The sequence below is a fragment of the Methanosarcina sp. WH1 genome (assembly GCF_000970005.1).
Classification (GTDB): Archaea; Halobacteriota; Methanosarcinia; order Methanosarcinales; family Methanosarcinaceae; genus Methanosarcina.
This window is the reverse complement of the sequence record NZ_CP009504.1, coordinates 1,431,498-1,443,596: the sequence shown is the minus strand read 5'-3', so window position 1 is coordinate 1,443,596 and position 12,099 is coordinate 1,431,498. Positions and strand designations below refer to the sequence as shown.

General features: G+C 44.4%; 10 protein-coding genes. 6 read left to right on the top strand and 4 right to left on the bottom strand.

Features of this window, described 5'->3' with window-relative positions:
* The first annotated feature begins 173 nt into the window (after window positions 1-173).
* Window positions 174-380 (top strand): hypothetical protein, encoded by a 207-nt coding sequence (locus tag MSWH1_RS06435; RefSeq protein WP_052723140.1) that lies wholly within the window; start codon window positions 174-176, stop codon window positions 378-380.
* 222 nt (window positions 381-602) lie between these two features.
* Window positions 603-1,358 (top strand): CPBP family intramembrane glutamic endopeptidase, encoded by a 756-nt coding sequence (locus MSWH1_RS06430; protein ID WP_048127096.1) that lies wholly within the window; start codon window positions 603-605, stop codon window positions 1,356-1,358.
* On the opposite strand, the gene pepD is transcribed toward MSWH1_RS06430, so the two are convergent.
* Window positions 1,349-2,869, bottom strand: a complete 1,521-nt coding sequence (pepD, locus tag MSWH1_RS06425) for a beta-Ala-His dipeptidase (RefSeq protein ID WP_048127094.1) — start codon at window positions 2,867-2,869, stop codon at window positions 1,349-1,351. The two genes, MSWH1_RS06430 and pepD, sit on opposite strands and share 10 nt — an antisense overlap.
* A gap of 348 nt (window positions 2,870-3,217) precedes the next feature.
* Window positions 3,218-3,634, bottom strand: coding sequence for an NUDIX domain-containing protein (locus tag MSWH1_RS06420; RefSeq protein WP_082088046.1), 417 nt, complete (start codon window positions 3,632-3,634; stop codon window positions 3,218-3,220).
* A 428-nt stretch (window positions 3,635-4,062) separates the two neighbouring features.
* Here MSWH1_RS06420 and MSWH1_RS06415 point away from each other — a divergent pair, with 428 nt between their 5' ends.
* Entirely contained in the window at window positions 4,063-5,232 is a 1,170-nt protein-coding gene (locus MSWH1_RS06415) for an ABC transporter permease (protein ID WP_048127092.1), read from the top strand.
* Window positions 5,233-5,352: 120 nt separating this feature from the next.
* On the opposite strand, the gene MSWH1_RS06410 is transcribed toward MSWH1_RS06415, so the two are convergent.
* Window positions 5,353-6,165 carry a sulfite exporter TauE/SafE family protein gene (locus MSWH1_RS06410; RefSeq protein WP_048130268.1) on the bottom strand — a complete coding sequence of 271 codons (813 nt, stop codon included), beginning with the start codon at window positions 6,163-6,165 and terminating at the stop codon, window positions 5,353-5,355.
* A gap of 483 nt (window positions 6,166-6,648) precedes the next feature.
* Between MSWH1_RS06410 and MSWH1_RS06405 the strand changes: the two genes are divergently transcribed.
* Window positions 6,649-7,302, top strand: coding sequence for a hypothetical protein (locus MSWH1_RS06405; protein WP_048127090.1), 654 nt, complete (start codon window positions 6,649-6,651; stop codon window positions 7,300-7,302).
* On the opposite strand, the gene MSWH1_RS18875 is transcribed toward MSWH1_RS06405, so the two are convergent.
* Window positions 7,299-7,547: a hypothetical protein gene (locus MSWH1_RS18875; RefSeq protein ID WP_197074622.1), complete on the bottom strand. Its 249-nt coding sequence runs from the start codon at window positions 7,545-7,547 to the stop codon at window positions 7,299-7,301. The genes MSWH1_RS06405 and MSWH1_RS18875 overlap by 4 nt on opposite strands.
* A gap of 122 nt (window positions 7,548-7,669) precedes the next feature.
* Between MSWH1_RS18875 and alaXM the strand changes: the two genes are divergently transcribed.
* Together alaXM and MSWH1_RS17440 are read left to right on the top strand one after the other, a co-directional pair.
* A complete protein-coding gene (alaXM, locus tag MSWH1_RS06395) occupies window positions 7,670-8,407 on the top strand; it encodes an alanyl-tRNA editing protein AlaXM (protein ID WP_048127089.1) in 738 nt (245 codons plus the stop codon).
* 691 nt (window positions 8,408-9,098) lie between these two features.
* A complete protein-coding gene (locus MSWH1_RS17440) occupies window positions 9,099-12,056 on the top strand; it encodes a PAS domain-containing protein (protein WP_052723138.1) in 2,958 nt (985 codons plus the stop codon).
* The last annotated feature ends 43 nt before the right edge of the window (window positions 12,057-12,099 follow it).

Here is a 12,099-nt window from a genome sequence, read left to right as displayed (position 1 = left end):
AGCCCTCTGAGCTTTCGGAATGATGCATTCACCGGCTGAGCATGCGGTAACAGACATCAGGCGGGACCTTAAAAACTTCCCTAAGATCAAGCCCTGCTGGCGGATCGTTCCTACACTGTGCTTTACCTGGTTGACTGGAGATAAATGACATTGAGGAACTGGAGCTGAACCTGGTGGGGCTTACAGTTGTCGTGCCGGGGGTTAACTTCCTGAGTGTAATCTTTAAACCCTCGGAAACAAACCTGGCTGTCTATGGAATAGGTTATTCTTTACCCATCGCAGCCCTTGCTTACTTTATTAAGGTACGTTTATACGTAAAGGATGGTCAGAGAGGAAATCTGAAAGACAATAGCGAAGCGGATTCCACAAACAGCAAATAAAGCTGGCTATCAAACGAAAAGGGAGATTGAAACTGGATTCATTGATTATCCCACTTCTCTTCTTTGCTGCTTGCTCTTCCCATTCAATACTGTATTAAATTATCGGGAATTTTTCATCGGATTTCCCCGGAAAATCCAGAGATTTTCTATAAGAAGAAGGAGGGTTCTTTCTGCCCAGGAACCTGGATCTTTTATTGTCGAATCGAATTGGAGAAGACAAAGATGAACGCATTACGAAAACCCTGGCCTACTTCACTGGTAATATTTACAATCTGGGTGATTATCGTAGTGGGAGTAGGGTTGTTGCAGGTTGAGGGGCAGCCCACGCAACTTGAGAAATTGATTAAAAGCCGGATCGACTTAGGGGTGCTGGTTGCAGTGATCTTTTTGCCCGGGGTTATTACCTATTTGAAATGGTGGACTCAGGTCGGGTTGAAAAACCCGGATAATTTACAGGATTTGCGTTTGTTGTTGCCACCGGCCCTGGCACTTCTAATCCTGCTGCTGATTTTTCTATCTACAGGCCTGCCGCCAACCCGGATGCTTATGCTTGTGATCATCAATACCCTGATGGTAGGCATCAGCGAGGAGTTGATGTTTCGGGGTATATTGTTCCACGGGGCTTCGTCATCATTCGGGACCTGGCGGGCAGTGTGGATCACAGCGATTCTTTTCGGTTCGGTCCATATATTAAACGGCTTAATCACCGGAGACTTCAGAGCGAGCGAAGTTCAGGCTCTTTTTGCAGGTATGTTTGGGGTCTGGACAGCGGTTTTGCGGGCCCGCCTCGATACGATTATTCCTGTAATCGTCATCCATTGGCTATGGGATTGCCTGATATTTCTGACAGGCTCGTCCGGTGGGGTTGTTTTTTCCCTTGCTCTGGTACTATTCATTTACGGTCTCTGGTTATTGCGAAAATACCGGCACGGCAAAGTCAACCTGCAGGGGAATCGGTTTCAATTTGATCAGCGATAACTCTTCAGCAGGTTTTCCAGAAAAATCCAGACTTTTTCAATCGAGGGGATAAAGATCCTTTCTGCCGGAGAATGAGGCTCTTTGATAGTTGGCCCAAGAGAGATCATCTCCATGCTTTCACATTTCGAGCCAATTACCCCACATTCTAGCCCGGCGTGCACGACCTCAATCTCAGGCTCTTTTTCGAAGGTCCAGAGGTAAACCTGCCTGCATTTCGAAAGCAGCACTGATTCAAGGTCAGGCTCCCAGGCAGGGTACCCGGCTTCGTGTTCGACCCTGGCTCCGGCGAGCTTTGCCACAGCTTCCACTTTCCCGGAAATTTCAACCAGCCTGGACATGACAGAACTGCGCTGGCTTGAGAGGATATTTATCCCGGTTTCCCCGGTCCGCACGATTGCAAGGTTATTTGAAGTCTCCACAAGTCCCGGGATCCTGTCCGATAGCCTGTAGACCCCGTGGGGAAATCCGAGGAGCAGCCCGAGAAGCCTCTCTTCCGTCCCTGCCGAAAAGACCCGATCTGAAGGCACTTCTTTTCTGGTGACTTTACCTTCGGAGGTCTCAAAGAGAATCCTGTTCTCAACTTCTTTAAGATCAAGGACAATTTCAGGATCTGATTTTGCATATTCTTCCCTGAGTGTTTGCAGAAACCCGGAAACAAAATCTTCTGCCTGCCACCCTTTACTCCTGTTCAGTGCAATAAACGCCTCTGCACGGTTTGGAATCGCATTGTGGACACTGCCACCACTTAAAAAGACAAGCCTGAGGTTTTCTGCTCCGATTTTCTCCCTCAAGCCTGCCAGCAACCTGGCGAGCAACTGGATTCCATTTGCCCTCTGCCTGTGTATCTCGACCCCCGAATGTCCTCCTTCAAGTCCCTCAACCGAGAGCCTGAAGAGCCCGAAGCCACCTTTTTTCCCATAGTCAAAAAGCTCCCAATCTACAGGCAGGGTAACCCGCGTATTCTTTCCCCCTGCACACCCGACGATAAATACTCCTTCATCTTCCGAATCCAGATTCAGCAGAATTCTGCCTTCAAAGAAACCTTTTTCAAGTCCGTTTGCTCCTGTCAGCCCGGTTTCCTCATCAACCGTAAAGAGCAGTTCAAGAGGTGGGTGCCCGATTTCTCCTTTTTTTCCAGCTTCTGCCAGCACGAGCCCGATTGCAAGTGCAATCCCGTTGTCCGCTCCGATTGAGGTCCCATCTCCCCTCAACCAGTCCCCGTCATACACACATCTGATAGGGTCCCTGGAAAAGTCATGGCTGGAGCCCTTACTCTTCTCGCAGACCATGTCCATGTGCCCCTGCAGCACAAAAACAGGAGAATTCTCATACCCGGAAGTAGCCGGGACCTTGATGAGGACATTGTTTACTGAATCGGTTTTTGCCTCAAAGCCGCTGGTTCCTGCCCATTCCTGAAGCCAGAGGGCAAGCCTTTCTTCATGTTTCGAACAGCGCGGGATTTTATTGATTTCCTCGAAAATTTCAAGGATTTGCCGGGTTTTTGGGTGCATGGTGAATCAGCTCAGGTCTTTTGTGAGGATCAGCGGGGATATTAGCGGCGATATTAGCGGCACTAAAACCAGCCGCAAGCCAATGATCAAGGCACTTATCAGGAAGTCAAATTTCAATCATTCGTAAATCATTCGTAAATCATTCGTAAATCATTCGTAAATCATTCGTAAATCATTCGTAAATCATTCGTAAATCATTCGTAAATCATTCGTAAATCGACCATAAATCAGTCAGATATCATTTATAAGTCATATATCATTCGATAGAGACAACAGATATAAAAACACGAAAGAAGATTAAAAAGTTGTGCTCCCCTGAAAATTGATTAATTAAGATTCGTGATCAAATCAACTTAATGAATTCAATTCATAATAAATCTTCAATATTTTTAGTGTGTTGTCAGAAACCTTTACTTCCATATCCTTGCCCGGCTTGAAAAATGCAAAATGATGGATCTCATTCCCCGGTGTCGGCTTTCCCTTCGCCTTGATCCAGAAAATCTTGGACGCGTGAAATTTAAACAAATATTTCACCTCATACGCCCGCAGCCCCGTTTCTTCCCTCAGTTCCCTGATCGCTGCCTGGATACTTGCTTCCCCTCGTTTCGGTTTTCCTCCGGGAAGCCGATAGTAACTTCCCGAACTGCTTACAAGTAAAACTCCTTTATCAGTGTCAACTATTACCGAACCTCTTCGATTATCATATGCGCTGGGAATACGTGTCACCCCCTTGAATGGATTATATTCCCCGGATATTTCCTGCATTATAGAATTTTTCTGGAAATTATTTAAAACATCGGTAGGCCCTGATTAATGGTTGATCTGTTCTGGTGTTCGGAGCTGAAACCTTTTAGTTTTCTCTCCCTGAGCTGCCTGGGACCTGAGCCGGTCTGTCAGGTAGGAAAAAATAATCTGCAAACCAGCATCGCAATTGAGAGAATATACTGAAGAAATGAACCCTGAGACGAGAGAATACTTCTCCTAACCGAAAACCTATTTTCGATTCACATAGATATAAGCACTTACGTCAGCCTGTCTGGGGCCCTGCAAAAAATCCATATATTTTTTATCCCTTGAAGTTCGAATCTCTTAAAGATTTAGAACGCTGAGCAAGTTGAACTTTCCTGAAACTTTGAAGGTTTTAGGCTGCCTGAATATTCTTAAATTCCGGGCGGGTACAGGAGTTTATCCAGATGTATGAACTGAAAATCGCTTTGAGGCAGGTATTATCCAGAAAAAAACAGACTTATTTTGCCATACTTGCTGTTGCTCTGGCTGTCGCCGTGATCACGGTAATGATGGCAATGCTTTCGGGTTTTCAGGATGAGCTTGTAACCTCAAGCATAGAAAATAATCCCCATATTGTTATTAGTTCTCAAGATGAAAAGGAAGAGTTCATCCATCTTTACAGGTATACATCGGCCCGAATTGCTGAAAAAGAAGGAGTTATAGCCGTATCCCCTAAATACATGGGTCAGGCAGCGCTGGAATACAGGAACAATGCCGAAGGGGCTTCTCTACAGGGAGTTGACCCTATGGCTGAAGAAAATGTCATGAGAGTGAGTAAGGACGTTGTAGAGGGGGACCTTATGACCCTTGTACACACAAGGTACGGGATTCTGCTCGGGGATAAGCTTGCGGAAAATCTGGAGGTCCATGTTGGAGACAGGGTGGATGCCGTTTTCCCTGACTCGAAAACAACTTCTTTTAAGGTCGTGGGGCTGATCCACACCGGCACTGCTGCGGACGAGGTAACAGCCTACGCAAGGCTGGACTCAGTGCAGGACTTTTTTAACGAACCCGGAGTTGTGAGCACCATCGGTGTCCGGGTTACAGACCCCTACAAGGCAGACGTCATTGCCGCTTCGATTGAAGGAGAAACCGGGCTTGATGCCGTAAGCTGGAGCGAAGCAAATGCCGAAATCCTCGGCCTCCTTGATACCCAGATGGTCTTTGTAAATATTTTTTACATTCTTATCTACGGGATTGCCGGGTTCGGGATCGCAAATACCCTTATCACCATCGTTGCCCAGAGGACCAGGGAAATCGGCATTCTGAAAGCGATGGGGGCTTCTCAAAAAAGCATAATGATTGTTTTTCTTTTCCAATCCCTGGTACTCGGAGCCATAGGTCTGGTTCTGGGAACTGTTCTCGGTTACATTGCAACCGTTGCCCTGCAGAGCTATAAAATCGAAGTTCCTCAGGAAATGTATTTCGGGCTTCAGACCCTGCCTCTTGAGGTAAAGCCCCTTAATTTTGTATATGCTGCTTTTTTTGCTTTCATAGTCAATATCATCTCGGGAATCTACCCCGCAAGGAAAGCTGCAAAACTCGACCCTGTAACAGCTATTGAAAGCACCTGAATTTTGTGGGTCCTTATATTCAATAGTAATTATTTTTGACAATTCTTATTTTTAGCAGGTTCTGAAATCCCTTTCAGCATTTCAGTTTTTTCGGTCAATTCTGTTTATAATATTCTGTTTTCAAATAACTCCTACCATTTCCAACCCTACGTAGATCATCAGAAATACGAAAAAATGTTTTAAATATTCCGGGTTTACCAGATGGGCAACATCTGCTCCTTTTCTTGCTGCAAGGAACCCGGGAACTACAAGCAAAATCCAGTTAAGGAGATTGATATATCCAAGAGAATATGGAGGAAGCCCGGCTTGTCCCCAGCCGTTGATTATGTATCCGACTGACCCTCCAAAAGAGGTAAAGATCATTATTGCAGCCGAAGTTCCGACGGCTTTCCTCATATCAAAGTGCAGAAACACAAGCATAATTGGAATTCCAATTACTCCTCCCCCGATTCCAAGAAGCCCTGAAAAAAAGCCTATGAGGATACCGGCAAAAATATAAGATACCGGATTGGAGCTAATTTCATTCCTTTCCTTTACAGCCGGCGTGGTATAAGTTTTCAGAGCTCCCAGTATGATAACGACCCCGAAAATTGTGCTCAGAGTAGAGGCAGGCAGGTAAGAAGCTACTGCTGCTCCCATGAAACTGGCAATTAATCCGGAGACTCCCATAATAGTAGCCTGTTTCCAGAGAACTGATTGCTTTCTATGATACTTTAGGGTAACAAATATGGCGTTTATCAGGATCACGAAGAGGCTTGTCCCGAGAGCTGCCCTTATAGCCAGGTCTGGCTCTATTCCGGTTTCCTGTAAAAGCCAGTACTGGATAGGAGACATAATAAAGCCTCCTCCCACACCCAGCAGACCTGAGATAATGCCCGTAAAAGCACCTGTGAGAACGAGGATACCAAAATAAAAGGGGTCTGTAGGAGTCATTTCCATTTTAGCATATTGTTTTCGTTTTCCTGAATTTTTTTTTCGGATTTTTCCGTATTTAAACGTATATTCCTGATTGTTCTCTGCATGAAAATACGTGTTTATTTAAGTTAACAGTATCGTACTGAAAATATGCAGGGTTGCCACTGATGGTAATATAGAAAAATCCGGAACTTGCAGAAAGGTTATACTTAAAAGGATAAATCATGGTGTAAGAGGGTGGCGGTTTTTCTTAAATAATTTCCCCCCGGAGAATAATGCTTACTTCCTTTCTGATTTCCTTTAACTCAGCCTGAATTTCACAGGCTTACCTTCTGGATATTCAAGAGAGACATCGAGTAACTGTGAAGTTAAAAAGTGAAAATGCTGCGCAACAAATATTTAAAATGAGTTATTATTTATTAACCAGAAGCAGGTTTACAATCTATTCACCAGACCGGATTTAGAATCGATTGACCAAAACCGGGTTAAAGAGGCGTTTTCATGATCAAAATCGAGTTACACGGCACATACAACATCTACTTCGCAATCAAAGGCATGAGGAATCCCATGAATTCCTGGCACCTGATAGACAGCAGCGAGCCTGATCAGGCAGGAAACTGCAAAATCGGGGAAAAGGACCTGAACCTGGCCAGACGCCTGACCCTTGCAGGAAACGAACACGGTAAATTTCTGCGGTTCATTACGGTCTGCTTAGACCTCTCTGCTCCCCTCTACTGGTGGAAAGAGTTTGATACTTACAAATTTACGGAAAAGAACTCAACCTCAACAATGCATAAGCTGACCAGCAGGGACCTGGCTCCTCACGACTTTTCCTTTGATACGATGACGGACTACAGGAACGCCCAGATACGGCACCTCAATGACCTTATCAAAGCCTACAAATCCCGCGAAGGAGACAATGAAGAGGACAATGCATACCGTAAAGCCGTTTTCAGGGAACTTGTCCAGGACCTCCCGAGTGCTTACATGCAGAAACGGACGGTCATAACCAACTACGCCGAACTCCGGAACATCTACTTCCAGCGCCGCCACCACAAGCTTGATGAGTGGCGGGATTTCTGCGACTGGATGAAAAAGGAACTCCCGTACGCTGAAGAACTTATCTGCGTGGAAAAAGATGAAGCCAAAAGTTAAAAACGACTCATAACACCTGTAACAAATGTACATGTAAAAGCGACTGTGGGTACCAATAACTCCTGTTTCTTTTGCTTTTTCTGCTTTTTCTGCTTTTTCTGCTTTTTCTGCTTTTTCTGCTTTTTCTGCTTTTTCTGCTTTTTCTGCTTTTTCTGCTTTTTCTGCTTTTTCTGGTTATTTTTTATCTGGATGGCGAGCCTGCCCAACCCCTCTGCGGCGCAGAAGAGAAAAACAAAAGGTTCCATTTTCGGATATTCCGAATAATACCAACCGATGAATAAGAATTCCTTTAACGCAATATTTGGAAACTCTTTTAAAGGAATATCCATTTACCTGATAATATATTTTTAAGATGAGAGGTTTGCCAATGACAGAAGCGCTGTACTTCCTTGACTGTTACCTGAGAGAATTTGAAGCAACCGTTGAAAAAGTGATGGATGATAAGTATGTCATCCTTGACCGCACGGCTTTCTACCCCGAAAGCGGAGGCCAGCCCAGTGATACGGGGAAGCTTGTTCGCGAAGAAGACGGAGTTGAGTTTGAGGTTGTTTATGTCGGAAAGTTCAACGGAGACATAAGTCATGAAATCGCCCCGGCAGGCGAAACCGAAGCTTCAGGCCTGAAAGCCGGGGACAGGGTAAAAGGAGTCATTGACTGGGACCGGCGCTACAGGCACATGCGAATGCATACGGCAACCCACGTGATCGCAAATGTGATCGAAAAAGAAGCAGGAGCCCAGATCACAGGGAACCAGCTCGGGTTTGACCAGAGCCGTGTGGATTTTAGCCTTGAAGCCTTTGACAGGGACAAATTCTCCGAATACGAGAAAATTGCAAATGAAGTGATCGCTCAGAACCATCCAGTCAATTTCTATCTGGTCAGCCGCGAAGAAGCCGAAGAAAAACTTTCCAGGCTTACCACGCTTGCCAAAGGGTTTTCAGAAGAGATCCGCGAAGTCCGCCTTGTAGAAATCGAAAGCGTGACGATTGAAGCCTGTGGTGGGTCACACCTGAAAAACACAGGGGAAATAAAGGGGATAAAGATCGAGAAACTTCAGAACAAAGGGAAAAGCAACAGGAGAATGTACTTTACACTTTTGGATTGACGTGAACTACCCCGCCCTGCTTTCTGATGAAAACGAGGACGGAGCTCCCTTCGTGAAATAATAATGGAGTGAATACATAGAATGGATTCTAAGATCCAGTTTATACTGCATAGTTACAACTATATTGATATAACTATAAGTATAAATAATTATGCTACTGTTGTTTTGTAGAAGTTGACGGCTTTCATCCCCACCTGCCGCTTACGCTCCGAGGAAGGGGACTTTCCGCCTTAGTATTAAAATTACGCGTGAAGTTTGAGCTTAAGCCTTTCCTTTTTTCTTTTCATAACCTGTAGGTTTTTTAATTCAGGCTTTTCGAAGGAATAACATTTAAAATATAATATTTCCTAAACTATATAATTAGTAAATCAGTTTTATATATACTAAATAATCATATATTTTGTACATCATTCTAACTGTCAATCTAAACTATCAATCTAAACTATCAATCTAAACTATCAATCTAAACTATCAATCTAAACTATCAATCTAAACTATCAATCTAAACTATCAATCTAAACTATCAATCTAAACTATCAATCTGAGTTATAAATAAAATATCCAATCTGAACTATAAATCGGATGTTATATGATATGGAGCTTGAATTCAGAGTCAAGTTCTCATGAAATGTGTTCTTTCCTGAATATATAAGTTGCATGCTGTTTTGAAAAAAAGGCGATATTGGTTACTATGAAAAAAAATCCAGGAGATATCACTAAAAGGAAAATAACCGAAGAAAAAATAATTGAAGCTCAGGGTAAGCTGTATTTGCAGGAAAAACTGCATATTCTTAACTGGGCAGCTGATTCTTCAATTATTGGCTTTATTACTACGGATTTTAAAGGTATGTTGAAGTATGTGAATCCTTCCTGCATCAAGATGTGGGGATACGAAAAAGCTGAAGACTTTTTGGAAAGGAATGCCTCAGAGTTTTGGAATTCTCCTTCAGAGATACTGCAAGCCGGAAAGGAATGCCGGGAAAAAGGAGAATGGACCGGGGAACTACTGGCTAAAAGAAAGGATGGAACACTATTTTATGTACAGGCTTCGTTAAATTTGATCAAGGATGATTATGGACATCCCCTCGGGATTGTTGGCTCCTGTATTGACATCACTCCTTGCAAGCAGGTAGAAGAAGAACTGAAGCAGCGGACTCAGGAGCTCTTGCTAGCAAAAGAACGTCTCGACCTGGCGCTTGAGGCTACAGGGATGGGGACCTGGGACTGGGATGTCCTCAAAAATACCATGACCTGGGACGACAACCTATTTCGTCTGGTGGGCGTATCCAGGGAGGAATTTCTCCAGACACATGAGAGCTTACTCGAACTTTCCGATAAAATTCTGCCCCCTGAAGACAACAAACAGATGCAGGAAGCAATACAGCAGGTTGTGGATGGAAAGACCGATAATTGTGAGTTTGAACACGACGTCCTTCGTCCCGACGGCACTGTCCGGCATTTTTCAGTGAAAGGCCATGCATACCGGAATCCGGAGGGGAAGCTGGTACGTGTAATTGGCACAACTATGGATGTTACGGATCGAAAAATTGCTGAAGATGCCCTGCGGAAAAGTGAGTCCAATCTTTCCCGGGCACAGGCAATTGCACATCTGGGGAACTACTCCTGGAATATCAGGACTGGGGAGGTTTCCTGGTCAGAGGAGCTGAAATCTATCTGGGGGTGCAGGCCTGACGAAGAACCTTCATTTGAAGAGGTAATTTCACGGGTTCATCCCGACGATCTGGATCTTTTCCTTGAGGCCGCACGTTTGATGCGGGAAGAGAACCGTCCCTTCAATCTTGAGTACCGCATTATTCGTCCTGATGGCTCGATGCGGTGCCTCCACGACCAGGGAGAGATTACCCTCGATAAGGCCGGAAATCCTATCCGGATGTTTGGGACAACTCTCGATATTACAAAAAGAAAACGTATGGAAGAACAGTTTCGTAGTGCTAAAGAAGCAGCAGAAGCTGCAAACCGGGCAAAGGGTGAATTCCTGGCCAATGTGAGCCACGAAATCCGAACCCCAATGAATGCAGTTTTAGGGATGCTGGAACTCCTGCTGGATACCAGCCCTAATGACGAGCAGAGGGAATACCTCCAGCTGGCTCATATCTCTGCAGAATCCCTGCTTTCCATAATTAACGATGTCCTTGACTTCTCAAGGATAGAACAAAATAAAATGGAGGTTGAGCAGGTCGAATTCGACCTCAAAAGCCTGATATCCCATTTTATAAATTTGCTGTCCGGGAAAGCAAATTCCAGAGGAATAAAATTGGTATCTTCTCTGGAAGATGGTTTGCCCTCTACCTTTATCGGCGATCCTATCCGCCTGAAACAGGTTCTTTTTAACCTCATTGGCAATGCGATAAAGTTCACGAAAGAAGGAGAAATTATCCTTTCCGTTGAAATCTGCGAATCAGGCGAGTCAGGTCTCAATGAAGAATTGACACTCCTTTTCAAAGTCAAAGATACGGGAATTGGTATCCCTCCGGAAAATCTATGTAAAATATTCGATGCCTTCATCCAGGCTGATGCCTCTGTCACAAGGGAGTACGGGGGAACCGGACTCGGGCTTGCAATTTCCTCACAGCTTGTCGAGCTTATGGGCGGCAGGATATGGGTGGAGAGCGAGGTTGGGAAAGGAAGCACTTTCTATTTTACGGTCAAGGTAAAAAGAGGGGCAAATGCGGAAAATTCTGAGCAAAAAAATAGCCTTCCGGAGGAAAAACTGTTACCATACCCGGAAAATAAAGAACAGGATGGAAACGGGATATCTTCCGGAAAAAGCCTGAATATACTTCTTGTCGAGGACCACCTGATAAATCAAAAACTAATTTTATGTCTTCTTGAGAAAAAAGGGCATAAACTTACCCTGGTTACTAACGGGAGAGATGCACTTGACGCCCTCTCCAGAAGGAATTTTGACGCTGTGCTGATGGACGTCCAGATGCCTGGCATGGACGGGCTGGAAGCCACTCGAAAGATAAGGGACCCTTCTTCCGGGGTGAGGCTGCATAACATTCCGATAATAGCCTTTACTGCCCGGGCTCTGAAAGAAGATGAAGAAAAATGTATTGAAGCAGGTATGAACTACTATGTATCAAAGCCTCTTAATAGAGAAAAACTCTTTGATATATTGGAAGATATCAGGTCCGGAAAAAACACTCCGGAAAAAACTACTAAAGAAAGAATTGCTCAGAAAAAAATCATTCAAGACAGAATTGTTCAGGAAGGAATTATTCAGGAAAGAGTATCAACACCCCCTGACCAGGAAACTATGGCTTTTGATTTTCCGGAGGACCAGATCTTTAACCTCGAAGAAGTGCTTGAAAGGACAGAGGGGGATGAGGAACTCTTAAGGGAAATGGTTAGAATTTTCCTGGGGATGTCGCCGGAGCTACTGGATTCCCTAAATAAAGCTATAAGAAAAGGAGAGGCTGAAGAACTCAGACAAAGTGCACACAATTTAAAAAGCGCAGCCGGAAGCATAGGGGCAAAAAGGGTTTTCAGAGCTGCTTATTACCTTGAGCAGATAGGAAGAGAAAACAAAATGGATTTAGCCTACAAAAAATTTGAAGAAATTAAAATCCGGCTTGAAGAGCTTGAGCCGGTTCTTATCAGGTTTCTGGAAAGCCAGATCTGTTAGTTCGGCTGGTAGCATTTAAGTTTCCGGCTTTCAACGGGAGGAA

What these genes read in the sequence shown, in the direction of transcription:
- alaXM (WP_048127089.1), top strand. Translation starts at nt 7,670, where the DNA reads ATGACAGAAGCGCTGTACTTCCTTGACTGTTACCTGAGAGAATTTGAA.
- MSWH1_RS18875 (WP_197074622.1), bottom strand. Translation starts at nt 7,547, where the DNA reads ATGGAACCTTTTGTTTTTCTCTTCTGCGCCGCAGAGGGGTTGGGCAGG.
- MSWH1_RS06410 (WP_048130268.1), bottom strand. Translation starts at nt 6,165, where the DNA reads ATGACTCCTACAGACCCCTTTTATTTTGGTATCCTCGTTCTCACAGGT.
- MSWH1_RS17440 (WP_052723138.1), top strand. Translation starts at nt 9,099, where the DNA reads ATGAAAAAAAATCCAGGAGATATCACTAAAAGGAAAATAACCGAAGAA.
- MSWH1_RS06405 (WP_048127090.1), top strand. Translation starts at nt 6,649, where the DNA reads ATGATCAAAATCGAGTTACACGGCACATACAACATCTACTTCGCAATC.
- MSWH1_RS06430 (WP_048127096.1), top strand. Translation starts at nt 603, where the DNA reads ATGAACGCATTACGAAAACCCTGGCCTACTTCACTGGTAATATTTACA.
- pepD (WP_048127094.1), bottom strand. Translation starts at nt 2,869, where the DNA reads ATGCACCCAAAAACCCGGCAAATCCTTGAAATTTTCGAGGAAATCAAT.
- MSWH1_RS06415 (WP_048127092.1), top strand. Translation starts at nt 4,063, where the DNA reads ATGTATGAACTGAAAATCGCTTTGAGGCAGGTATTATCCAGAAAAAAA.
- MSWH1_RS06420 (WP_082088046.1), bottom strand. Translation starts at nt 3,634, where the DNA reads ATGCAGGAAATATCCGGGGAATATAATCCATTCAAGGGGGTGACACGT.